The organism is Labrenzia sp. OB1 (assembly GCF_001624695.1).
Taxonomy (GTDB): Bacteria; Pseudomonadota; Alphaproteobacteria; order Rhizobiales; family Stappiaceae; genus Roseibium.
The window spans coordinates 143,111-165,175 of the sequence record NZ_JSEP01000005.1; the positions used below are offsets into that span (position 1 = coordinate 143,111).

Genomic DNA, 22,065 nt, shown 5'->3' on the forward strand with positions numbered 1-22,065 from the left:
CACCTACTCGCACGGCAGGCTCATCCGTATCCTGCCAATGCAACTTGAAGAGCGCATGAACCGCTAGGGCTTCTCATCCTTCCCAGCGGGTTTCGGTCAGGAGGTTCAGGTCGAGCGTCGATTCCGTCCGCATCATCGACAGCAGTTTCTGGGCAGCGGGAGAAAGAAAACCGTCTTTCCGGACGACCACTCCGAAGAGGCGCTCGAGCCTGGCTTCCGGGATCGGTACCTCGCGGATGATCGAGCTGCTTTCCTCCTCGGTGAGATTGCGGCGTGAAATCAGGCTGAGAAGATTGGTGCCGGCGATCAGGCGCGGCAGGTAGAGAATTGATGTGGCTTCGACCTGCGCCTTGGGCGCGGCGCAGCCGTGTCTTGCCATGAGTGCATCAAGCCAAGGCAGCGTGCCTGACGCAGAGGGGAGGATCCAGTTGTAGTTCGCAAGATCGGAGACCTGCGGCTTGCGATCGAACAGCGGGTGATCGGGGCGTGCGACAACGACCATTTCGTCCCGGATCAGCGGAGTGACTTCGAAACCGGCGATCGGCTTGGTGACATGGGTGAGCGCGAAGTCCAGGCGGCGGTCCTTGAGTGCGTCGATGATCGGACCGCTGATACCGGTCTCCAACTGGATCGTGACATCGGGCGATTCCCTGAGCAGCCTGCTGATAAATCCGGGAAGGTAGAATTTCGCCATGGTCGGCGCGCAGCCGAGCCTGATGTTGCCCGAGTAACCCGAAGCATACCCTTCGACCTCGCGGGTGGTTTCTTCCATCAGATGCCGAAGTTCGAAACTGCGCTCCCGAAGCAGGATGCCCAGTTCCGTCAGTTCGATGCGGCGCGTGGTCCGGGTGAACAACGAGCCGCCGATCGATTCCTCAAGCCGCTGGATAGCCTTGGAGAGTGCCGGTTGCGTGATGAACAGCAGTTCTGCGGCCTGGCCCATGTGGCGGGTCTCCGCGACGGTCTGAAAATAGTAGATGTCCCGTAAATTCACACTCATTCCTTTAAGCTATTAATCAATGAATATAATCAAATTGACGTTATGGATCGGCGCCGTCAAGCTTCCAGTGCATTTACAGGGAACCGGCTGGCCGCAGCCTGCCGGCGAAAGGTGAGGAAGAATTAGAATGAGTGTCGGTTCAAGAATTTATCTCAAGCGTCAGGTAACGCCTGCCGACATTGTGGATGGGTTTAGCGCGTTGCCGTCAGCCAATGTCGCCGACTCGATGAACCGCCTGAACTCCCTGGACTCGCGCATTCGCCGTATGGGCCCGCGGCTGGCCACGCCAATGGCGGGCGTCGCCCTGACAGCGCGGGTCAGTGCCGGTGACAACCTGTTGCTGCACAAGGCTTTGGACATCGCTGTGCCTGGCGATGTCATCATCGTTTCCAACGTGGGCGCGGATAGCCAGGCCCTCATGGGCGAAGTGATGTTCGGCTACGCCAAATCCCGGGGCGTTGCCGGGATTGTCTTCGACGGTCCGGTGCGCGACATCGATTCTCTCGACAGTCTGGGGCTTCCGGTGTTCGCCACCGGTCTGCGGCCCGGAGGGCCTTTCAAGAACGGACCGGGCGAACTGAACGTTCCAATCGCCTGCGGCGGCGTCAGCGTCAGCCCGGGAGATGTCATACTGGCGGACAATGACGGTGTGGTGGTGATCCCGAGGACCGGAGCCGCAGATGTGCTGCAGCGTGCCAGTGTCCTGTCGAAAAAGGATCAGGCGAAGGTCGCGGCAGGCCTTGCGGGAACCCTGGACCGGAGCTGGGTTGACCCTGCGCTTGAGGCCGCGGGTTGCGAGCAGATTGATGACTTCCATGAATGATATGTCCAGCTCAGGTGTGCCCAAGCGGGTTTTTGTCCGGGCGCCGATCCATGGCGATGCCGTCGCACTCCTGCGAAGCGACCCCCGTGTACAGGTGACGACCTGGGACGACCCGCAGGTAGATGCCTGGGAAACAGAAGCCGACGCGGTGATCGTACGCGGCCTCGAAGTGACCGCTGACGAGATCCTGCGGGCAAAGAGGCTCAAGGTAATCGGCCGGCATGGTGCGGGCGTCGATTCCGTTGCCGTGGATGCCGCCCGTGAAAAGGGCATCATCGTCCTCAATACGCCTTTCGAGAACACCCAGTCTGTGGCGGAGCTCACCGTCACGCTGATGATGGCATCGGCGCGGCGGTTGTTTGCTTCTTCCGAGCTCGCCTGTACTGGCCGCTGGGCAGAAGGGCGCAAGGGGACAGGGTGCCGCGAGCTGTTTCAAAATACCGTCGGTTTTGTCGGCTTTGGCCGTATTGCCCGGATGACGGCGCGTATTCTGACCTCCGCTTTCGACATGCGGGTGCTGGCCTATGACCCCAAGTTGCCGGCTGCCACCTGGCAGGCCTTGCAGGGCGACGTCACCCCTGTCGAAAATCTGGAAACGCTTTTCGCCAACAGCGATTTCGTCAACGTCAGTTTGCCGAAGACCAATGAGACATCGGGCCTGGTTTCCCGCGCCGCGATGGCTGCATCCAGGCCAGGTCTCATCCTTGTCAACACCGCGCGTGGTGGAATCGTCGATGAAGCAGCGCTGTTTGATCTGATGTCGCACGGGGTGATTGGCGCTGCTGCCTTCGACGTGTTCGAACAGGAGCCGCCTGACGGTGATAACCCGCTGCTCAAACTGCCGAATTTCATAGCGACTCCGCACTACGGCGGGGCAACGCAGGAGAGCCTGGAACGCGTTGCCAAGACAATCGCGAAAGAAACGGTCGCGGCACTCTTCGGGATGGAGACGGCTACCCATCGTGTCGTCTGACCGATGGATGGAACAGGGAGAAACCAGATGGGCGGTCAAACGATAGCGCAGAAGATACTCAGCAGTCATTCCGGTGCACGCGCCGAAGTGGGCGAGATCGTCGTCTGCGACATTGATCTGGTCATGGGGCACGACGCCAATGGTCCAATGGCCATCCGCGCTTTCGAGAAGATGGGTGGAACGCGGGTGACCAATCCTGAAAAGGTGGTCTTCGTGATGGACCATATGGGCCCGGCACCATTTGAGAAGGCCGCCAACCTGCAGGCGGTCTGCCGGAATTTCGCCGCCGAACAGGGCACTCAGTTCATGACGATCGGGGAAGGTGTGAGCCATCAGATCATGGCGGAGCGGGGCATGGCCAGGCCCGGCGGGCTTGTCCTGGGGAGCGATTCACACACGTGCACACTTGGAGCCTTCGGGGCGTTTGCGACGGGGGTGGGCGCCACCGACCTGGCTGCATGCCTGTTGACCGGGCGCAACTGGTTCAGGGTGCCTGAGACCTTGAAGATCACATTCGAAGGCAAACTCGATCCGGGTTGCTCGACCAAGGATGTGATCCTCTACGTCGTCGGCCGGGTCGGGGCCGATGGCGGCAATTACAAGTCGTTCGAGTTCTACGGCGACTGGCTGGAGGACATCGGAACCGCGGACCACATGACACTGGCCAACATGCTGGTGGAGATGGGCTGCAAGTGCGGGTTTGTCTGTCATTCCAACCTGGGTATCGAAGCGGATCCCGATGCGGTCTATGCGGAGGAAACCGTCATCGACCTGACGCGGATCGAGCCTGGTCTGGCAAAGCCGCATACGGTCGACAATTACGCGCCGATCTCGGAGCTGGTCGGCATGAAAGTGGATCAGGGTTTTCTCGGAAGCTGCACCAATGGCCGGATCGAAGATATTCGTATCGTCGCTGCCATACTGGCCGGCAGGAAGATCCATGAGGATGTCCGCTTCATAGTCACTCCTGCCTCGAAAGCCGTTCATATCCAGGCGATGGCCGAAGGTCATATCGCCACGCTGATGGAGGCGGGCGCTGTGTTCTTCACGCCCGGTTGCGGTGGCTGTGTGGGAACCCACGGGGGAGTGCCGGCAGATGGCGAAGTCGTGATTTCCTCCGCCAACCGCAACTTCCGCGGCCGGATGGGCAACAGCAAGGCCTCGATCTATCTCGCCTCACCGGCTTCCGTCGCCGCAGCGATGCTGACCGGCGTGGTCACCGATCCACGGATGTTGGCGGAGCAGGAGGGTGCACATGTCTGACGTCGCACTGAAATACGGAGACGATATCAGCACTGATCTGATCATCGCGGGCAAATACACCAAAACCCTGAACCTGCAGGATCTGGTGGACCACGCCATGGAGGACATCGATCCGGATTTCCTGTCCAGGGTGGGCGATGGAGCCGTGCTCGTGGCCGGCAAATACTTCGGTTGCGGCTCCTCGCGGGAGCAGGCGCCGGTGGCGCTGAAGGCGGCGGGGATCAAAGTGGTGCTCGCAAGTTCGTTCGCGCGGATTTTCTTTCGCAACGCCATCAACATCGGCTTGCCGATCATGGAATGCGACACGTCGTCGATCAGCGACGGAGACCGGATCGATTTCGACATCGGTACCGGCACGGTCACCAACGTGACGACCGGCGCCGTCATTCAGGCCAAACCGCTTCCGGACAACATGGTGAAGATCCTGAGTGCGGGGGGAGTGGTCGAGTACCTGAAGGAACAGGGAAGCTTCTGAGTTGGAATTCCGGGGAGGGAATCAGTGCTAAAGGAAAAAACAGCAGATGTGGTGTCGGGAAGTCTCCTGCTCATCATTGCTTTTGTCATGTATGCGAGTCTTCCCAAGGCCGGTGAAACCGTCATCGCCGGGACTGATCTGAGCCTTGCGCCCAGACTTGTAGCGTTGTTGCTGGGGGTGTTGAGCGCGGTGCTTCTGCTGCGCGGGTTATACGCTTTCCGGTCAGGGCGCGTCTCCAAAGCCGCGGAACGGATCGCGCATCCCTACCGGCTAGTGGGAACCGCAGCGCTGGTGGTCGCGGCGGCCTTGCTGTTCGAACCGCTCGGCTTCGCTCCAACCGCTGCGCTTTACATCTTCGGCCAGAATTTCGTGCTGTGTTATGAGCCCGGCGAGTTCCGCCCGTTACGCGCGGCAATCGTCGCGATCGTGGCTGCCGCGGTGATCTGGTATCTGTTCACCCAATGGCTGTCGATGCCGTTGCCCAGCGGTATCCTGTGAGGCAGTTCCATGTTTGAAACGATGCTCGCGGGCTTCTATTCCGCATTCGCGCTGGACTGTCTTCTGCTGATTGCCGGCGGTGTGGCCCTCGGCGTCATGTTCGGATCGATTCCCGGACTAACGGCCTCGATGGGTCTCATCCTTTGTCTGCCGTTGACGTTCTCGATGACGCCCCTCAACGGAATCTCGCTGTTGTGCGGACTTTTCATCGGCGGCATTTCGGGGGGGCTGATACCGGCGATTCTGATGAACATACCCGGTACGCCCGGTTCGGTCGCAACCCTGTTCGACGGCTACCCGATGATGCGGAAAGGGGAATCGCAAAAGGCACTCGGCGCTGCGGTGGTTTACTCGTTCCTGGGTACGCTGTTCGGCATCGCCGTCCTGTCGGTATTCGCGCCGATGCTGGCGCGCTTCGCGCTCAAGTTCACGCCTTACGAGTATTTCGCGGTGTCGTTCTTCGCTCTGGCGCTGATCTCCAGCGTGAGCTCCGGTTCGATGCTCAAGGGGTTCATAAGCGGCGTGCTGGGCATCGCCATCGCCATGGTCGGGATGAGCCCGGTCGGAGGGATACAGCGCCTGACCGGTGGGAACGTGGACCTGCAAAGCGGATTCCTGATGGTGCCGTTCCTCGTCGGCCTGTTCGCGATCTCGGAGCTTTTTCACAATGCCGGGGCGGGTTTCTCCAAGGCAACCATGATCCAGAAGGATTTCCGGATGCGCGGTATCGGCATCGGAATCGGCGATTTCGTGCGCAACATCCGTACCTTTTTTGTCTCTTCATCCGTGGGAACCGCCATCGGCATCCTGCCGGGTATCGGCGTCAGCACAGCCAGCATCATGGGGTATCTGGCAGCCAAGAAGACGTCTAAACGCCAGGACCAGTACGGCACCGGTGTCGTGGACGGGGTAGTCGCGTCGGAATCGGCCAACAATGCCTGCATCGGCGGCGCGCTGGTGCCGCTGCTGGCGCTGGGCATTCCGGGCGATACGGTCGCCTCGATCCTGCTGGGCGCGCTGATCATGAACAACATCCAGCCAGGGCCGCTGCTGTTCATTACGCAGGGGGAACTGGTCTACGGCATTTTCACTTCGCTGGTGATTGCCTCGTTCTGCATGCTGGTGATCGTCCTTTTGCTGATGCGGGTCTTCATCCGGCTGGTGCAGACACCGAAGAACATCCTCATGCCGATCGTGATCGTCATGTGTCTCGTTGGCGCCTTTGGCGTCAACAACCGGGCCTTCGACGTCTGGTCTGTGGTGATGTTCGGCGGCTTGGGCCTTGCCCTGCGTACCTTCGGGTTTCCGCTGCAGCCGGCGGTGCTGGGCTTCATTCTCGGACCGATCGTCGAAACGAATTTCTATCGGGCGCTGACGATGGCGAACGGAAACTACTCCGAGTTCGTCCTGCGTCCGATCAGCGGGGCATTCCTGGCCGCGGCGGTGATCTTCATCCTGCTGCCAGTCGTCGGGCCGGTCTTCGCCAGGTGGCGGGACAGTGCCCGCCCCGGAATACCCAAGCCATAACAAAAGAAGGAGGAAAAAATGTTATTCAAAGGAGGAAACAGAATAATGACACACGCAATGACCAAATGGGCCGCAGGCGCGCTTCTCGGTGCGGCCATGGTGGCAGCTCCCCAGGCGGCTTTTGCCGACGATGCCTATCCGTCCAAACCTGTGCAGCTCATCGTGCCCTATAACCCGGGTGGCGATACCGACCTGCTGGGCCGCATTTTCGCGAGCGAGCTGGAAAAGACACTCGGTGAGCAGGTGGTCGTGGTCAATGTTGCCGGCGCCTCCGGCAGCATTGCCACCACCAAGGTCAAGGACTCCGCTCCGGACGGCTACACCATGCTGTTCCACCATTCGGGCGTTCTCGTCAGCATGCTGACGGGCGCGATCGACTTTTCCTATAACGACATGACCCTGCTTGGTTCCGTCGGCCTTTCACAGGGATCCATCTGGGTTACTGGCGCGGGCTCGCCCTACCAGACGATCGAAGACGTTGTGAAAGCCTCGAAGGAAGCCCCGGGCAGTGTCAAGATGGGCGTGAACTTCGGCAGCCAGACCCATGTGCACGCGGTGGCGTTTGAGCGGGCCGCCGACGTCAAGCTTCACATGATCGATGTCGGGGGGATCGGCGAGAAGATCGTTGCCATTCTCGGCGGCCATGTGGACGCGACCGAAGTGCAGGCCGGAACGGTTACCAGCTACCTGGAAAGCGGCGACATGCGCGTTCTGGGTACGACGGCCGGCGAACGTTTCGATGGCATGCCGGACGTTGCGACCTTCTCAGAGCAGGGCGTCGAGGTGGCGATGCCAGACCGGATCTTCTGGGTCGCGATGCCAGCAGGCGTGTCGCAGGATGTCATCGATACGATGACCAAGGCAATTCAGGAAGCCGGAGCAAGCGAGTCGCTGAAGGCGGAATACGCGAAGGTGAAGATGACACCGATGTTCCTGAGTGCGACGGAAACGGCTGCCTATCTTGACGCCGAGTACCAGTTCAATGACGGCTACAAGGAAGTCTTCCTGTCGAAAAAGAAGAAATAACGACGCACGATCACTTGAAGACACCGAACGGGCGCCTGATCTCCAGGCGCCCGTATTTTTGCGCGCACTCTCGAACGCAAAAGCCATACCGGAGAACGCAAGCCAAATCCGTCGCGCTGTCTTGCACCGACCGGGGCATGCCGTATTCCGGTTTCTAGCGCACCGTGGAAAAGGCGGTCGGAGCAAGAAAGCTGGAAGCGATATTGGCGACGACTTCGCCGTGCTCGGCCTGATGCGCGGAACGGGCGGAGACCCATTCGGGATCGGTCGCAAAGGCGGTCCACAGCCGCTCGCGCTCCTCCAGCGATTCCCATGCCAGGAAATAGGTCAGGTCGTGGTTCGACGTCCCTACCAACGTGGTGAAAAAGCCTGCGGGGCGCAGGCCGATCCGTTGCCAGATGCGCAAGGTTGTCGTTTCGAACCGTTGCAGGAGGGCGGGCATTCCACCGGGCACACATGAATAGACACGCATTTCATAGATCATCGGGATTTCCTTTTGGAGCCTGCGATGGAATTCGCGGCGACTTGATCGTGAGTGCTCAGGTCATCGTCGATACCTCGCGCGTGTTCGCGCGGCAGGCGGATCAGAGAAAAGTTCAATTCCTGCATGGTCATGCAGGGGTTGGCCGTGACCCTAACCCCCGACCACGGCGGTCTGGTCGGAATAGCGCACGGTGAAGGTCATCGATCCTTCGTTCAGCATCCAGCGGCGCAGGTCATACCGGCGCAGGCCGGCGGCGTGGAACGGGTCGGCGTCCGCGATCTCGCGGGCTTCCGCCTCATCCCTGGCGCGCACAATGATCATGCCGCCATAGGGCACGTCCGCACCTTCCTCGAACAGCGGACCGGCGCCGAACAGAATGCCGTCGCGCTCCATCCTGATCTGATACTCGAGATGCGCGGGCAGAACCTCCTGCATCCCTGGGCCGCGTGCCGGCGTCGTGGTGATGACATAGAGCGACTGGCGCAGCATGCTGGCGTAGAGGTCTTCGGGTTTCTGTGCACTCATGGTGAGGCTCCAATCGGATCTGAAACGACAAGGCCCGCCGGAAAAGACCGGCGGGCCAGGACGTCAGCGTTTGTCGATTCCGGCTGAATCGATCACGTCGGTCCAGACAGCGATCTGGCCTTCGATAAGCGCCTTGAGCTCCTCGCCGCTCGATCCGCCGGCCTTGGCTCCCAGGTCGCCGATCTTTTCCTGAACCTCGGGCAATTCCAGCGCTTTGTGCACCTCGCCGCGAATGCGTCCGGCAATGTCATCGGGCACGCCGGCCGGCATGCCGATCGCGGTCCAGGAGACGACATCGAAACCGGGGGAGACGGTTTCCGACACGGTCGGAACGTCGGGAGAATCCGGCCAGCGGTTTTCGGAAGTCGCTGCGAGGATGTCATAGACGCCTGCCTCGGCCTGTCCGCGGATAACGGTTCCGGTGTCGATGATCACGTCCACTTCGCCGCCCATCAGCGCCGTACTTGCCGCAGCGCCGCCCTTGTAGGGCACGTGAATGAACTTCGCTCCGGTGCGAAGATCGAGAAGTTCACCGGTCAGGTGCTGGGTGGATCCGACGCCGGAGTGGCCGATCTTGAGCGTGCCGGGTGCTGCCTTGGCAGCCTCGATCAGCGCATTGATGGACTCGTATTCGCCGGATCTGGCCGCAATGAAGAACGGGAACTGGCCCAGGGTGGAGATGAAGGTGTAGCCATCGACGGACTCGTAAGGCAACTGATTGTAAAGCGCCGCGGCCACGGCGTGGCCACCCACCATCAACTGCATGGTATAGCCGTCCGGATCCTGCTTGGTGACGTAGCCGGAAGCCACGGTGCCGCCTGCGCCGGGGCGCGATTCCACGACCACCGGCTGTCCGAGGCCCTTGGACATTTCCTCGGCCAGAATGCGGGATACGGTGTCGGCATTGCCACCGGCGCCAAAGCCGTGGACGATCCGCAAGGAGTGGTCCGGAAAGGTGTCTTGCGCGGCGGCAGGCAGTGCCAGCGCGAGGGTTAATGGCAGAGCTGCCAGTAATTTCTTGAACATTTCAGTCCTCCCAGTTGTTCAAGCCCCTGTTCCGTCAGCCCGGGCTTGTTGAAGGCTTTTCGCTTGACTCAAGGCGTTGAGTGGACGGGTTTTCTCATGGCCGAAATCCCTGACCAGAGGGCCAAAACGATGAGGACGGCCGAGCATGCGACCAGCATGGCGCTTATCGGCCGGGTCAGGAAGATCGTGAAATCGCCGCCGTACAGCAGCATGGTTCGGCGGAAATTGTCCTCAAGCAGCGGGCCAAGGACAAAGCCCAGCATGACGGGGGCCGGTTCGAACCGGTAATTCTTCATCAGGTAGCCAAGCACGCCGAAGGCGAGCGTGAGAACCACATCCGTGATGCTGGTGCGGTGTGAATAGACGCCGACACAGATCATGACGATGATCACCGGATAGAGCTTCTGGTAGGGCACGCGCAGAAGCAGCACCCAGAGCTTTATCAGCGGAATGTTGATCAGAAGGAGAATGATGTTGCCCACGAAAAAGCTGGCGATCACCCCCCAGAAAAGCTCTGGCTGATCGACCGCGAGGCGGGGTCCGGGAATGATGCCGTTCAGGATCAGCGCGCCTATGATCAACGCCATCACCGCATCACCGGGGATGCCCAGCGTCAGTGTCGGGATAAAGCCCGTCTGGGCGGCCGCGTTGTTGGCGGACTCCGGTGCCGCCAAGCCGGGCAGATGCCCCTTGCCGAATTTTTCGGGTGTGCGTGAGAACCGCCTCTCCATGGCATAGGCCATGAAGGAGGCAATGGCCGCACCGGTCCCGGGCAAGGCGCCGAAGAAACTGCCGATGCCGGATCCGCGCACAATCGGCAGAACAAGGGAACGGGCCTCCGCTCTTGTGGGAAAGACGTCCCGCATCGTGATTGAGAGCGCCGGTCCCGGCGGGCTGCGCCGGGAGGCGTTGCGGATGATCTCGCTGACCCCGAAGAGGCCCATCGCCAGGGATACCAGGCTGATCCCGTCCGCCATTTCCGGCATGGCAACGAAGCGGTAGTAGCCGGTCGTCGCATCCGCACCGACAAGTCCCAGGGCGATCCCGAGGAGCACCATGGCGAAGGAACGGATCTGGGAACCGGTGCCGATCAGTGAGGCGGCCAGCAAACCGAGGATCACGAGCATTGCGTATTCCGGTGCGCCGAAGCGCAATGCGATGATCGTCATTGGGATCGCAGCCAGAACCAGAATGGCAACGCCGACAATACCGCCGACGAAGGACGAACAGGCCGCCACGAAAAGCGCAAGCCCGGCGCGACCGCGCTGCGCCAGCGGATAGCCTTCAAGACAGGTGACCACCGATGAAGGCGTTCCCGGCAGGTTCAGAAGGATGGAGGCGATGGAGCCGCCGTACTGAGAACCGTAATATATGCCCGCCAACATGATCATCGAGGTTGTTGCGTCGAGGTAGAAGGTGACCGGCAGCAACAGCGAAATCGCCGTGATGGCGCCGATCCCGGGCAACACCCCGATGAGCTGACCGATGAACACGCCGATGAAGGCATACATCAGGATCTCGGGTTGCAGGACGACGCTCAGACCGAGCAGGAATTGATCTATCATCGCTACCTCCAGAATGCCGGAATGGGCAATTCGAGTACGACAAGGAACAACAGCCACCCTCCAAGGGTTGCGAGACAGGCGTAAATCAGCACGGGCAAGGGGCGCGCTTCGTCATCGGCGAACATCGAGACGACGACGGCGAGGAACATCGACGGCACAAGGCCGGCGATGTCGATAAGGCCGGCGAACAGGAGGATGGCCGTCGAGACGAAGATCAATCCGCGCGGATGCATCCTGCCCGCCTGGGCGGCTTCGGGGGTTGCGACGTCAATGGCGATTATCGCGACAGCCAAAGCGCAGATCAAAAATCCCACCACACGAGGGATGTACCCCGGACCCATCTGGGTCAGGTTGCCCACCGGGTAGCTCCAGCAGATCATCAGCATCACAAGACCCGCCACAAGCAGCACGCCGCCGCTCAGGGCGCGCCGCGTTGTGCCTGGCCAATCCTGGGTCGCGCTTTGCATAACCGTCTCCTCCCTGAGACCGTTGATCGATGGGGCCGGTCTTAAGGCCCCTTGTTCATGGTCCCTGCCGGTGTCTCCGCAGGTGCCGGCGGAACGATGCCGAACATGTCGGCGACCACCGCCAGTCGCTTGAGTGTACCTTCGGCAATCGGAATGCCGTTTCGCATGCGTTCGGCAGACAGACAAAATCCGCGTTCCCCGGGCATCAGGATCTTGTCGGTGCCCGGCGCACGGGGCAACTTCCTGAGGCGGTCCGCCAGATCCGTAATGTGTTCGGCAAAGGTGTCCGGCTGACCGAAAGCCGAGATTTTTATGGCCAGCGCTGCGCCATTCATGGTGCCCTTTTCTCCCGCCAGTACTGGAGCGATCGCGGGGTTCGCGACGAGAACGCTTGCCAGAACTTCGATCATCAAGGACAGGCCGGATCCTTTGGGCCCGCCAAGCGGCGTCAGCGTCGCCACATCCGAGGGGTCCGTCGCAGGCGTGCCATCGGTGGCAATAGCCCAGCCTTCCGGTATGGCCGACCCTGTATCCCTGGCATGCATGATCTTTCCCAGGGCCACGGTGGAGGTGGACATATCCAGAAGAAGAGGCAGTCCCTGCGATGGCGCGGCAATGGAAATCGGATTTGTCGATAGTCCGGATACCCTTGCGCCGTGGTAGGCCATCAAGGGCCCTGAGGCCGTCATGACTATTCCCAGACAGCCGTTTTCCGCAGCTCTTAGCGCGAAGTAGCCGACGGCTCCAGCGTGGGTGATGTTACGTGCCGAGCACCAGCCGATCCCGAGACGCCCGGCGGCTTCCACTGCCGTATCCATGGCAGCGATCATCGCGGAAGGACCGGGAGCGCGTGCCGCTTCCAGAACGGAAACGGCCCCTTCCCGGGACACGACATGGGGAACCGCCACCGGATCGATGGTCCCCTGTTCGGTCATCTCGATATAGCGTGGTATGCGCAGTACCCCATGTGAGTCCGCTCCGCGCGCATTTGCCCAGACAAGGATTTCGGCCGTGTTTTCCGCATGAACCGGGCTGTAGCCGCCGGCCTGCAGAAGCTCGGCGGCATACCGCTTGAGTTTGTCCGGTTGGAACAGGCTCATGCTTGTGAGCTCAGCGGTGTCGGGAAGAATTTTTTCAGCCAGGCATGGATCAGCGCCCGGGTGTGCGGCTCGTCCTCATCCGAAAGCGGGAAATGGGAGACGCCGGTGGGGATCATCAGTTCGGCATTCGCACCGGCTTTTTCGAACAACCGCATTGACTGTTCCATCGGCGTGATCACATCCCCTGCGGTATGGAACAAGAGAAGCGGGCGCGGCGCGATCTCGGCCACGACATCTTCCGCACGGAAGTTGTACATGCTGATGGCAGTCTCGACCGGTACTTCGAACTGGGCATGCGGAGACAGGTTCTTGCGCAGTTCCTCGGGGATGGGAACCACGTCGAAGCGCGAAACCCACAGGCTTTCGCCCGTTGCCGCCTTGTGCTTACGGCCCTCCTCCAGAAGAGCGGTGAACTTCGCCCAGGCCTCCGGGGTCGGGTGTTGTCCGCGGAATTTGCGCTCGCCGTCTCCCCAGCCGCAAAGCGACAGAACACAGGCCACGCGCTGATCGACACCGCCGGTGAAGATCGCGACGGCGGCGCCGAAGCTGTGGCCGGTGACGCCTATGCGGTCCGGGTCCACCTCTTCACGCTGTGCAATGAAGCTGAGCGCGTTGCGCGTGTCGGCGACCTGATCAAAGCACCGCACCTCGCCACGCGCGCCTTCGCTCTGGCCGCAACCGCGAAAATCGATGCGGAAAACGCAATAGCCCATTTCCTCGATCATGCGCGCGACAAGCTCCACGTGAGACTTGTCCTTGGTGCCGACGAAACCGTGCAGCACGATGAAGGTCGGCAGGCGTTGTCCGGGTTTGCGTCCTTCGGGGACGTGAAGAGTGCCTGACAATTTCAGGCCGTCTGACATGAACGTGAGATCGTGTTCCATTCAGGGTCCTTGTGTCTCTTCGAGAGTTACCGGGTTTGCGCGCACCGTGCGGCGCAGAAGGCTTCGAACCGTGCCAGGTGATCGCGCAGGAAGGCTTCGGTGTCCGGATTGGTGATGCTGGCAGCCTCCACATCGACCTTCCCCCTGGCGCCTGCGATCTGCACCTCGGGCTTCGCCATGATTTGCATGTCCTGACTGTGGAGCACCTGACGCAGGCTTTCATGGACCCTTGCACCACCGAGCAGGCCGGGGGAAACGCTCCAGATTGCAACAGGTTTGTCCGTGAGCGGATTTGGGCTGGCGCGGGAAAACCAGTCGATCGCGTTTTTCAGCGCGCCTGGAATCGACCAGTTGTATTCCGGTGTCACGATCAGCAAGGCATCGACACCGGCGGCCGCGTCTGTCATCGCACCGACGGCTGCGGGCAAACCGGCGTCGAGAACATCCTGATTGAACAGCGGCAGGGTGCCCGGGTTGGGCAGGGCCTCACATGTCATGCCCTGGGGCACCAGACCCGGCACGGCGCGGGCAACCGCCCTTGAGAGCGATTGCTGCCTGAGCGAGCCTTCCAGAATTCCGATTTTGATCACGTTGTCGTCCATACCTTGTGTTGGGGGCGTCATGCTTCCTGCGGGGCGGCCCAGGGAAACTTGTGCGCGAGCCAGGGGGCGGGTGCGGGTTCTCCCCAGACGTTCATCACGCGGACATTCTCGGGCCGCTTCAGAGCGGTGATAACGTTCGGTTCATAGCGGTCATCGTCGTGGATGAACGCCATGCCGCCGGCGCATTCGACCATCGCGCCGCAGGCGTCGATGTAATAGGCATAGGTGTTGTCACCCGGCCGGTGCCGCCCGGGGCCCCAGACCAGCATCTTGTCGTGGGTGTCAAGTAAATCGCCGAGACGGCAGTAGTCGGAAAATTCGGAAACTTCCCAGGAATAATGGTGCATGCCCGTCGGGCCGCGCACGATGCCCAGAATGTGATGCAGGCGGTTGCCGCCGCGCATCCAGCTCAGCCCGTCATCCACCATCCGTTCCGACAAGCGCAGACCCATGATCTGCTCAAGCTGGGCTCGTGTTTCAGCCGGTTCCGGTGAAGTGATATTGACGTGGTCAAGGCGCAAGGGGCCGAGTCCGACCGTGGCATGCCGCCGGCCGTATGTTTCATCCGCAATCGGGGAGTGGACCTCGAAAGTATGACCTTGAGGGGTCACGAAGCTCATGCCTTTTTCGCAGCAGGACAGGCTCGGCTGCGTCGCGACGACGCGGCACCCGGCGGCCTCGACCCTGCCTGCGGCTTGCGTCACGGCGTCTTCCGAGATTGCATCGAAGCCGATGGACCGGACGGAGTTTTCGGAAGCTTGATGCAGGACCAGTTCCGCCCGGCGTCCGTTCGATGACAGCCAGACAGAGCCATCGTGTTCATGCGTGACATGCAAGCCGAGGATGGAAACCGACTCTTCAACCAGGGCCTGGACGTCAACCACGTTCAACTGAACATGGCCGAGCGCATTCACCAAGTAGCTCATTTCTTCATCCTTCAAGTCCTCATTAACCGGGACGCTAACACGTACTTTCTACAATAACAAATATTTTCGAAAATCTATGTATAGTGGAAAAGTGGCAACGTTTATGGCCGCGCCTGGCTGGATCGCCGGTGCCCGTCAGCCCTATGATTCCGCTTCCACTCTGTTGGACAGGGTTCCGATTCCCTCGATCTCCACCTCGACAAAATCGCCCGGTTTCAAAAACTCAGGCGGCTTGCGCGTGATGCCGAAACCCGTGCAGGTCCCGGTGACAATGACGTCACCGGCAACGAGTGGTGCAAAGGTCGAGATGTAGGCGATCAGGTAAGGGATATCGAAAATCATCCGCGCGGTGCTCGTGCGCTGCTTTTCGACGCCGTTCACCCGCGTTGCCAGCTGAAACCCGCGCTCCTGAACGGGCAGGTCGCCGGCTTCGACCATCCAGGGACCGAAGGCGCCGGTTCCGGTGAAATTCTTTCCGGCGGTAAACTGGTGCGAGTGCTTTTGCCAGTCGCGGACACTGCCGTCGTTGTAGATTGAATAGCCGGCCACATGGGGCATGGCCTGATCGGCTTGAATGTGTCGGCCTGGCTTGCCGATGATCACCGCCAGTTCGCCTTCGAAGTCGAGACGTTCCGATTGGCTTGGCTGGATCAGAGGATCGCCATCGGCGATTTGCGAGCACGGCAGACGCAGGAACAGGACGGGATGCTCGGGTGTCTTGGCCGGGTCGCTGCCTGTTTCATGATAGTTCAGGGCGGCCATGACGATCTTGTCCGGGTTGGGCACCACGGGCAGCAACCTGACCTCATCGAGGCCGAAGTCCGGTCCGGTGACATTGCCGGGAAGGTCTTGTGGCGACCCTGCCGCCAGGAAGGACCTCAGATCGGGGAACAGTCCGGCGGAGCGGTGGCCCAGATCGGCAATGCCGTCGCCATGGACGATTCCCCAGGAGGACCGCTGATCCTTGATGAAAGAAACCAGTTTCATTCGCAACTCTTTCAATTTTCGAAAATATATATATCTTGGAATATGCAGTCCGTTAAGAAAAACTTTGATATTTGTGTATGAGGCGTGTCTTAAGGGATATTCGAAGATCTGGTGTGTTGCCTGGAAGCTGCCGCTGCGTACTCCTGTCATCCAGGTGACGGGGCCTTTGAAACAGACTGAAACGTGTCCGGAACCAGGGCCGTATATGAATCGGAGTGCTGCTTGAAAAAGACCGCTGGAACGCGCAGCCCGAAACAAGCGAAAACCGGAGATCCATCCTCCGGCCAGGACGTCCTGTCGCGGCTGCGCAACGACATTGTAAGCAGTGTCTTCGAACCGGAGACCCGTCTGAAGTTCGCGGATCTGACCAAACGCTACGATGTGGGAATCGGCACGTTGCGTGAGGGGTTGTCGCAACTGGTGTCGGAAGGTTTCGTTACGCTGGAGGCGGGCAAGGGGTTCAAGGTCGCTCCTGTGTCAGCCGAAGAACTGATTGAGATTACCGAGCATTTCATCAGCCTTGAAAAGCGAGCGCTCCGCGATGCGATCGAGAATGGCGACGATGACTGGGAGGCCAATATCGTCGCGGTTCATCACCGTCTCAGTCTGATCGAGAGCCTCCCCTGGGAGGAACGGATGACGCGGCACTCGGAGTGGGTCCAGCGTCACCGGGACTTTCACGAGGCGCTGGTTGCGGCTTGCTCGGGACGTTGGCTGTTCAGGCTTCGCTCGATCATGTTCGACCAGCTCGACAGATACCGCTTTGTCACCAAGAGAGCGCCGGAGGGGCTCGGAGGACGAAAATTCGAAGAACACTCCGAGATCATGGCCGCGACGCTGGCGCGCGATGCCGACCTGGCGTCAAAGCTTATTGAAAAGCACATAAGCGACACCTCGGAACGTGCGATCAGGTTGCTCTGACCCGATCAAGATAATCGGTCTTTCGGCCCCGCAATCGATTGCGATTGCGGGGCCGTTTGTTTTTGAAACAGCCAGACACAATGACCGGAATACCGCGAATTCTCAAATTCGATATCTGGATGAACTGCGCAGGGCGCGGTCTTGACGCTCGAAACTCAGATCGTTCGTATTCTGTTGGCAGAAGCGATCCATAGAGCTCTGGCGACTCAATCACGCCATCCCTATCAGCGCGAAAAGATAGAATGTTGCCGCCCGGAAATTAGTTCGAGGCGGCAAGCAGGATGGACTTTAGCCCCCTGTGCAATAGTACCAGAAGCCTTCAGTCATGGCGCTGTTGGTCCATGTCCAGCAAAGTGTGGGATCAGGCGGCGGCGGCGGTGTGTTCGCTGCAACGACGATAAGCGTTCCAAGGGTTACACCAAATACGGTTCTTCCCCAGTATTGGCCCCGCCAACCTCTCGGGCGGTTAACAACATTTACATTCACATTGCGATTAATTGTGGTGTTGTTGTTTACATTCCGGTTGACGGTGTTTTTGTTTACGTTGCGATTCACAGTGTTTTTGTTCACATCGCGATTGATGTTTGTGTTCTTGTTGATGTTTGTATTCTTGTTTCTATTGTTTATATGCCTGTTTTCGGCGTTGTGGCCCGGCCGCTTTCTGTCAGATATTTGCACAAGCTCGGAATGAACCGGATTTGAATCTTGCGCAGCGGCATGTATCGAGGAATTGACAAGAGGAGCTGCCGTCATCGCGACGGCTTGTCCGACCCCCGCACCGAGGAGGCTCAAAGCCATCATTGTTGCAGTTATTTTAGAAAGCTGCATATTTCGAAAATCTCCTGTATTCAAATTTTCGCTTCATAAACCCGCTTTGCCCCTCTGGAACAGATAGTGGCACCCAAAGCGGTTGGCAAAGCCTTTTGGCATTTTAGGTTAGCACTGGCCACTGTACATTGGCGCATCGCGTCCCGTGTCGGTCGTTTTGGCACCCGAAGACGTGATCTGACCATGTGCCTGTCACCGTTTTCCCGTCGCCAGCCTATGGTTCGGCGGTCGGTCAGGGTGACGGTTTGTCAGCCGGCGACTTGTTCGTGGAGCTTCGGGTTTCTCTTGATGCGAGCGGCGTCGTCCCGTCCTGCCGCCGCCAAAAGATCGAAGAAGGCCGGGATGGCGAATGCGGCGTCGGCGTGGAGCCGCCGCCGGGTGATCGAAGGGCGGGCCTCAACGGATCAAATCAGCGTGATCATCCGTTCCAGATTTGTCATCGCCCGCACCCCGTCATGAATGTCCGGTGCGGCGGAGCTTTCCTGCCGGAAGGCCGAGGCGACATCCTTGATCAGGGCATTGTAGCCCTTGTGGTCCTCATTGGCCGCCGCGGTGAAGTTCGGGGTCCAGGACAGGGTATCGGAGGTTTCCGAAAGGGTTGCCGCCGGATCGTCGGCCTTGAACGGCGGGTCGCGGTAGCAGGCGACGTTGATGACGTTGTCGACTTCCAGGCGGATGTGGTCGCCCATGATCTGAATGGCTTCCATCGGCGTTCCCCGGGACTGGACCGTGCCCATGACGATAGTGCCGATCGCCCCGTTGCGGCATTCGAAATTGAGATGAAACAGCAGGTGTCCCGGTTCCGGCTCGATCTTGCGAAGCGCCATGTCGGCGAAGTCATCACCCGCGAACCAGGGGATGAGGTCCATGTAGTGGACGCAGTGGTGGAGGTAGAAGCCGGTGTAGTCGACTTCACCGGCAAAATAGGTCGGTGCGGTCATATAGGTGCCGGTAATGCCAAGCACCTTGCCGAAGTCGCCCTTGCGCAGGACATTGCCGGCGATCCGGTTGCCGGTCGAATAGCGTTTCATGAAGCCGACCAGAACGGGCCTGCCGGTGCGCTCGGAGACAGCTGCGATTTCACGCGCTGCGGCGGCGCTTTTCGCCGGGGGCTTTTCCAGGAACACCGGCAGGCCACGCTCCAGAGCGGCGATGGAAGCCACGTGGTGCAGATCCGGCCCGACGGCCATGCCAATGGCGTCCAGGTCCTTGTGGGCGATCAGCTCGCGATAGTCGGTGTAGATGGCCTCAGCACCATACTGCCAGGCGGCGTTGGTGGCTGCGTCCTGATTGACGTCGCAGACGGCGGCGACGTTGATGCCGTTGCGGCCAAGCTGAGGCATGAGCATTTGCGTTGCGTGGCGGCCGCAGCCGATCCATCCGATATTCAGGGTCATTGGGCGGTCTCCGCCATGGCAAGGCAGGACCGGATCAACGCCAGGCCTGCCTGCAGTTTTTCTGTTTCGTCCTCACGCGGCATGCGCCAGTGGGCGATTGGCAGGCCGACGCGGTCGTCGTTCCTGCGGAACGGTTCCAGGGACACGGGTCCGGTGTATCCGATGTCGGCAAGCGCCTTCATGATCGCGGGCCAGTCGAGATGGCCGGTGCCCGGGAAACCGCGATGGTTTTCATTGGCCTGGAAATGCACGACGCGCGGCCCGGCGGTCCGGATGGCATCGGGAATCGACCGCTCTTCCATGTTCATGTGGAACGTGTCGAGCACGATCCCGAGGCCGGGATTGTCGACCTTGTCGCAGACTTCGACGGCCTGACGGGTGGTGGAGACGATATCGGTTTCGAACCGGTTCAAGGCTTCCAGCGCGAAGACGCAGCCCGCATCCGCCGCGAGAGGCGCAACCACCGCCAAGCCTTCGACGGTTCTGTCCGCCCTCGACTGAATCTGCCCATCCGACCAGGGGGCCGGGGCGCGGCCGGCGAAGACCAGCGGCTCGCCATAGAGCGGGCCGCCGATGATCCGGGCTCCGAGCGCAGACGCCACCTCGACGCAACGTTTCAGATAGTCGATACCGCCTTGTCTGGATGCCGCTTCGTCGCCGGCGATCGATCGCTGCAGATTGACCCGAGCCGCCAGCACGACACCAAGATCCGCGTCCCGCAGGGCATCGGCGGTTTCGCGCAGATCCAGATCGTCGTCAGGCTCCGGGACCAGAAGCTCGACAAAATCGAAGCCGAGGTCGCGGATGTGGCGGAAGAGGCCCAGATCGGCGCGGGTAAAGGGCCGCACGAATTGCATGGAAATGATGCCGACGGGGTTTTTCACGTTGGGTGCCTTTAGTGTTGTCATCCCTTGACCGCGCCTTGGGTGAGGCCGCTGATCAGGCGCTTCTGGACGATCAGGAACAGGATGGTCGCGGGCATGGCGCCGATGATGCCGCCGGACGTCAGGAGACCCCATTCAACCTCATATTCGCCGATGAGGGTCTGGATGGCGACGGTGATCGGACGGACGTTCCGCCCGCCCAGGGTGAGGGCGTAGAGGTATTCGTTCCACGCGGTGATGAAGATGTAGATGCCGGTGGCGATGATGCCGGGAGTGCACAACGGCAGAACCACGCGCCACAGCGCACCGAGCCGGGTACAGCCATCGGTCATCGCGGCCTCGTCGAGGCTTTTCGGGATGCCATTCATATAGCTGGTCATCATCCACACGGAGAAGGGGATGGCGACCGTCGCATTGGCGATGATGAGCGCCAGGTGAGTGTCGAGAATGCCCAGAACGCGCATCATCACGAAGAGCGGCAGGATCAGCAGCACCACCGGGAACATGTTGATGATCAGAAACTGCAGCAGCAGGTAACGCTTGCCGCGAAACGAGAAGCGGGAGAAGGAATAGGCGGCCGTCACGCTCAGGCTGAGGCCGACGACAACAGTGCCGGCGGCGATGATGAAGGAATGGATCAGATTGGTCAGGAAGCCGACAGTCGAAAACAGGCGGATATAGTTCTCGAGCGTCGCGCCGGCCAGGCTCGGGCCTTCGGTGAACAGCCGGTTCTCCGACGTCAGCGAGGTAAGCAGCATCCACAGATACGGCCCGAGCGTGAAGGTCAGGATGAGCAGCATGGGCACATCGACGATCAGGATCCGTTTCAGAAGGGATTTGCGTCCAACCATCAGTTCACGGACCTCCCTGCACGGCGGAGATAGACAATCACGAGCCCGAGAAGCATGAGCGTGAACAGGACGGCAAGCGAGGAGCCGTAGCCGAAGTCCAGATTGGTACGCGCCTTGATGAAGGCGTAGAGCGGCAGGGTGTAGGTGGCATAGCCGGGGCCGCCGCCGGTCATGACGTAGATGACGTCGATCGAGTTGGCGACCCAGATGGTTCTCAGCAGAACCGCGGTCACCAGGACGCCGGAAATGCCCGGCAGGGTGATGTGCCAGAACTGTCGCATCGGACCGGCTCCGTCCAGGGAGGCGGCTTCATAGTAGCTTTTGGGGATCGACTGCAGGCCGGCAAGGATCATCACCGCGAAGAATGGAAACCCCTGCCAGGTGAGCGTCAGGATGATGGCGTAGAGAGCTGTGTCGGGATCGGCGAGCCAGGGAACCGAGGCCTTGATCAGGCCCAGGCGGAGCATGAACTCGTTCAAGATTCCGTAGTTGGCGTCGTAGATCCATACCCACATGAGGGCGATCACGACGCTCGGCAACGCCCAGGGAATGATTATCAGGGCCCGGGCGAGGGGGCGCCAGGGGAATTGCTGGTTGAGAAGCAACGCCGTGGCGAGACCGAGCAGAAGCTGCGCGGGGATCGTCACGGCGATCCAGATGATCGTGTGCCGCAGGGAAATCCAGAACACCTCGTCCTGCAGGGCAGCCGCGAAGTTCTTCAGACCGACAAAGGTGAAGTCCTTCGGCTTCCAGAGGATGTAGTCGTGCAGACTCATCCAGGCCGCCTGGATCATCGGGAAGAACACGATGGCCAGCGTTACAAGGACGGCGGGCGAGAGCAACGCGTAAGGGAGCACCTTTCGCGCAAGAGCCGCCCGGCCTGGCAGTCGGTCCGCCGGTTCGTTCATGGTGAGCATGGTCGAATTTCCACTCGGTGCGGGAGGTGTCTCCCGCACGCAGTTCAAGTTTTCCGTCTGCCGTTTTCAGGCAAGTCCTGTTTGTGTCCCGGATCCAAAAAAATGGCGGGCCCCGC

At 60.4% G+C, this 22,065-nt stretch carries 24 protein-coding genes; 8 read left to right on the plus strand and 16 right to left on the minus strand.

Annotation, left to right across the window (positions count from 1 at the left end):
• Positions 1-73: 73 nt before the first annotated feature.
• Complete coding sequence (locus tag OA90_RS08700; protein WP_068409827.1) at positions 74-994, minus strand: LysR family transcriptional regulator; 921 nt, start codon at positions 992-994, stop codon at positions 74-76.
• A gap of 133 nt (positions 995-1,127) precedes the next feature.
• Between OA90_RS08700 and OA90_RS08705 the strand changes: the two genes are divergently transcribed.
• Genes OA90_RS08705 through OA90_RS08735 form a run of 7 tightly spaced genes read left to right on the plus strand, consistent with a single transcriptional unit; the run spans position 1,128 to position 7,585 of the window.
• The gene (locus tag OA90_RS08705) at positions 1,128-1,823 is read left to right on the plus strand and encodes an RraA family protein (RefSeq protein ID WP_068409495.1); all 696 of its coding nucleotides are present in this window, start codon (positions 1,128-1,130) and stop codon (positions 1,821-1,823) included.
• Positions 1,816-2,796: a hydroxyacid dehydrogenase gene (locus OA90_RS08710; protein WP_199823649.1), complete on the plus strand. Its 981-nt coding sequence runs from the start codon at positions 1,816-1,818 to the stop codon at positions 2,794-2,796. Before OA90_RS08705 ends, OA90_RS08710 begins: the two co-directional genes overlap by 8 nt.
• A 27-nt stretch (positions 2,797-2,823) precedes the next feature.
• On the plus strand, positions 2,824-4,059 hold the full coding sequence (locus tag OA90_RS08715; protein WP_199823650.1) for a 3-isopropylmalate dehydratase large subunit: 1,236 nt from the start codon (positions 2,824-2,826) through the stop codon (positions 4,057-4,059).
• A complete protein-coding gene (leuD, locus tag OA90_RS08720; RefSeq protein WP_068409500.1) occupies positions 4,052-4,534 on the plus strand; it encodes a 3-isopropylmalate dehydratase in 483 nt (160 codons plus the stop codon). Before OA90_RS08715 ends, leuD begins: the two co-directional genes overlap by 8 nt.
• A 24-nt stretch (positions 4,535-4,558) precedes the next feature.
• Positions 4,559-5,032, plus strand: coding sequence for a tripartite tricarboxylate transporter TctB family protein (locus OA90_RS08725; RefSeq protein WP_156510436.1), 474 nt, complete (start codon positions 4,559-4,561; stop codon positions 5,030-5,032).
• A 9-nt stretch (positions 5,033-5,041) separates the two neighbouring features.
• A complete protein-coding gene (locus OA90_RS08730) occupies positions 5,042-6,559 on the plus strand; it encodes a tripartite tricarboxylate transporter permease (protein WP_068409504.1) in 1,518 nt (505 codons plus the stop codon).
• Between the two features lie 45 nt (positions 6,560-6,604).
• Positions 6,605-7,585, plus strand: a complete 981-nt coding sequence (locus OA90_RS08735; protein WP_068409506.1) for a tripartite tricarboxylate transporter substrate binding protein — start codon at positions 6,605-6,607, stop codon at positions 7,583-7,585.
• 154 nt (positions 7,586-7,739) lie between these two features.
• On the opposite strand, the gene OA90_RS08740 is transcribed toward OA90_RS08735, so the two are convergent.
• From OA90_RS08740 to OA90_RS08785, 10 genes are all read right to left on the minus strand, one after another.
• On the minus strand, positions 7,740-8,069 hold the full coding sequence (locus OA90_RS08740; protein ID WP_068409508.1) for an NIPSNAP family protein: 330 nt from the start codon (positions 8,067-8,069) through the stop codon (positions 7,740-7,742).
• 150 nt (positions 8,070-8,219) lie between these two features.
• On the minus strand, positions 8,220-8,594 hold the full coding sequence (locus OA90_RS08745) for a YciI family protein (protein WP_068409510.1): 375 nt from the start codon (positions 8,592-8,594) through the stop codon (positions 8,220-8,222).
• 63 nt (positions 8,595-8,657) lie between these two features.
• A complete protein-coding gene (locus tag OA90_RS08750; RefSeq protein WP_068409512.1) occupies positions 8,658-9,620 on the minus strand; it encodes a tripartite tricarboxylate transporter substrate-binding protein in 963 nt (320 codons plus the stop codon).
• Positions 9,621-9,688: 68 nt separating this feature from the next.
• Complete coding sequence (locus OA90_RS08755; protein WP_068409514.1) at positions 9,689-11,185, minus strand: tripartite tricarboxylate transporter permease; 1,497 nt, start codon at positions 11,183-11,185, stop codon at positions 9,689-9,691.
• Between the two features lie 2 nt (positions 11,186-11,187).
• Positions 11,188-11,652 (minus strand): tripartite tricarboxylate transporter TctB family protein, encoded by a 465-nt coding sequence (locus OA90_RS08760; RefSeq protein WP_068409516.1) that lies wholly within the window; start codon positions 11,650-11,652, stop codon positions 11,188-11,190.
• A 41-nt stretch (positions 11,653-11,693) separates the two neighbouring features.
• Positions 11,694-12,752: an Ldh family oxidoreductase gene (locus tag OA90_RS08765; RefSeq protein WP_068409518.1), complete on the minus strand. Its 1,059-nt coding sequence runs from the start codon at positions 12,750-12,752 to the stop codon at positions 11,694-11,696.
• Positions 12,749-13,636: an alpha/beta fold hydrolase gene (locus OA90_RS08770; protein WP_068409520.1), complete on the minus strand. Its 888-nt coding sequence runs from the start codon at positions 13,634-13,636 to the stop codon at positions 12,749-12,751. Before OA90_RS08770 ends, OA90_RS08765 begins: the two co-directional genes overlap by 4 nt.
• 26 nt (positions 13,637-13,662) lie before the next feature.
• On the minus strand, positions 13,663-14,259 hold the full coding sequence (locus OA90_RS08775) for an NADPH-dependent FMN reductase (RefSeq protein ID WP_082836926.1): 597 nt from the start codon (positions 14,257-14,259) through the stop codon (positions 13,663-13,665).
• On the minus strand, positions 14,256-15,164 hold the full coding sequence (locus OA90_RS08780) for a VOC family protein (RefSeq protein ID WP_068409828.1): 909 nt from the start codon (positions 15,162-15,164) through the stop codon (positions 14,256-14,258). Before OA90_RS08780 ends, OA90_RS08775 begins: the two co-directional genes overlap by 4 nt.
• Positions 15,165-15,305: 141 nt before the next feature.
• Positions 15,306-16,151 carry a fumarylacetoacetate hydrolase family protein gene (locus OA90_RS08785; RefSeq protein ID WP_068409525.1) on the minus strand — a complete coding sequence of 282 codons (846 nt, stop codon included), beginning with the start codon at positions 16,149-16,151 and terminating at the stop codon, positions 15,306-15,308.
• Positions 16,152-16,373: 222 nt separating this feature from the next.
• On the opposite strand from OA90_RS08785, the gene OA90_RS08790 reads away from it, so the two are divergent.
• Positions 16,374-17,072: an FCD domain-containing protein gene (locus OA90_RS08790; protein ID WP_199823651.1), complete on the plus strand. Its 699-nt coding sequence runs from the start codon at positions 16,374-16,376 to the stop codon at positions 17,070-17,072.
• 288 nt (positions 17,073-17,360) lie between these two features.
• On the opposite strand, the gene OA90_RS08795 is transcribed toward OA90_RS08790, so the two are convergent.
• The 5 genes from OA90_RS08795 to OA90_RS08815 all read right to left on the minus strand — a co-directional run bounded on the left by OA90_RS08795 (position 17,361) and on the right by OA90_RS08815 (position 21,949).
• Positions 17,361-17,900 (minus strand): hypothetical protein, encoded by a 540-nt coding sequence (locus OA90_RS08795; protein WP_156510437.1) that lies wholly within the window; start codon positions 17,898-17,900, stop codon positions 17,361-17,363.
• Between the two features lie 404 nt (positions 17,901-18,304).
• A complete protein-coding gene (locus tag OA90_RS08800) occupies positions 18,305-19,297 on the minus strand; it encodes a Gfo/Idh/MocA family oxidoreductase (protein WP_068409529.1) in 993 nt (330 codons plus the stop codon).
• Positions 19,294-20,205: a sugar phosphate isomerase/epimerase family protein gene (locus tag OA90_RS08805; protein ID WP_208986042.1), complete on the minus strand. Its 912-nt coding sequence runs from the start codon at positions 20,203-20,205 to the stop codon at positions 19,294-19,296. The genes OA90_RS08800 and OA90_RS08805 overlap by 4 nt, the downstream gene beginning before the upstream one ends.
• Positions 20,202-21,035 (minus strand): carbohydrate ABC transporter permease, encoded by an 834-nt coding sequence (locus tag OA90_RS08810; protein ID WP_068409531.1) that lies wholly within the window; start codon positions 21,033-21,035, stop codon positions 20,202-20,204. Before OA90_RS08810 ends, OA90_RS08805 begins: the two co-directional genes overlap by 4 nt.
• A complete protein-coding gene (locus OA90_RS08815) occupies positions 21,032-21,949 on the minus strand; it encodes a sugar ABC transporter permease (protein WP_068409533.1) in 918 nt (305 codons plus the stop codon). The genes OA90_RS08810 and OA90_RS08815 overlap by 4 nt, the downstream gene beginning before the upstream one ends.
• Between the last annotated feature and the right edge of the window lie 116 nt (positions 21,950-22,065).

What these genes read in the sequence shown, in the direction of transcription:
- OA90_RS08705 (WP_068409495.1), top strand. Translation starts at nt 1,128, where the DNA reads ATGAGTGTCGGTTCAAGAATTTATCTCAAGCGTCAGGTAACGCCTGCC.
- OA90_RS08710 (WP_199823649.1), top strand. Translation starts at nt 1,816, where the DNA reads ATGAATGATATGTCCAGCTCAGGTGTGCCCAAGCGGGTTTTTGTCCGG.
- OA90_RS08715 (WP_199823650.1), top strand. Translation starts at nt 2,824, where the DNA reads ATGGGCGGTCAAACGATAGCGCAGAAGATACTCAGCAGTCATTCCGGT.
- leuD (WP_068409500.1), top strand. Translation starts at nt 4,052, where the DNA reads ATGTCTGACGTCGCACTGAAATACGGAGACGATATCAGCACTGATCTG.
- OA90_RS08730 (WP_068409504.1), top strand. Translation starts at nt 5,042, where the DNA reads ATGTTTGAAACGATGCTCGCGGGCTTCTATTCCGCATTCGCGCTGGAC.
- OA90_RS08735 (WP_068409506.1), top strand. Translation starts at nt 6,605, where the DNA reads ATGACACACGCAATGACCAAATGGGCCGCAGGCGCGCTTCTCGGTGCG.
- OA90_RS08740 (WP_068409508.1), bottom strand. Translation starts at nt 8,069, where the DNA reads ATGATCTATGAAATGCGTGTCTATTCATGTGTGCCCGGTGGAATGCCC.
- OA90_RS08745 (WP_068409510.1), bottom strand. Translation starts at nt 8,594, where the DNA reads ATGAGTGCACAGAAACCCGAAGACCTCTACGCCAGCATGCTGCGCCAG.
- OA90_RS08750 (WP_068409512.1), bottom strand. Translation starts at nt 9,620, where the DNA reads ATGTTCAAGAAATTACTGGCAGCTCTGCCATTAACCCTCGCGCTGGCA.
- OA90_RS08755 (WP_068409514.1), bottom strand. Translation starts at nt 11,185, where the DNA reads ATGATAGATCAATTCCTGCTCGGTCTGAGCGTCGTCCTGCAACCCGAG.
- OA90_RS08760 (WP_068409516.1), bottom strand. Translation starts at nt 11,652, where the DNA reads ATGCAAAGCGCGACCCAGGATTGGCCAGGCACAACGCGGCGCGCCCTG.
- OA90_RS08765 (WP_068409518.1), bottom strand. Translation starts at nt 12,752, where the DNA reads ATGAGCCTGTTCCAACCGGACAAACTCAAGCGGTATGCCGCCGAGCTT.
- OA90_RS08770 (WP_068409520.1), bottom strand. Translation starts at nt 13,636, where the DNA reads ATGGAACACGATCTCACGTTCATGTCAGACGGCCTGAAATTGTCAGGC.
- OA90_RS08775 (WP_082836926.1), bottom strand. Translation starts at nt 14,259, where the DNA reads ATGACGCCCCCAACACAAGGTATGGACGACAACGTGATCAAAATCGGA.
- OA90_RS08780 (WP_068409828.1), bottom strand. Translation starts at nt 15,164, where the DNA reads ATGAGCTACTTGGTGAATGCGCTCGGCCATGTTCAGTTGAACGTGGTT.
- OA90_RS08785 (WP_068409525.1), bottom strand. Translation starts at nt 16,151, where the DNA reads ATGAAACTGGTTTCTTTCATCAAGGATCAGCGGTCCTCCTGGGGAATC.
- OA90_RS08795 (WP_156510437.1), bottom strand. Translation starts at nt 17,900, where the DNA reads ATGCAGCTTTCTAAAATAACTGCAACAATGATGGCTTTGAGCCTCCTC.
- OA90_RS08800 (WP_068409529.1), bottom strand. Translation starts at nt 19,297, where the DNA reads ATGACCCTGAATATCGGATGGATCGGCTGCGGCCGCCACGCAACGCAA.
- OA90_RS08805 (WP_208986042.1), bottom strand. Translation starts at nt 20,205, where the DNA reads ATGACAACACTAAAGGCACCCAACGTGAAAAACCCCGTCGGCATCATT.
- OA90_RS08815 (WP_068409533.1), bottom strand. Translation starts at nt 21,949, where the DNA reads ATGCTCACCATGAACGAACCGGCGGACCGACTGCCAGGCCGGGCGGCT.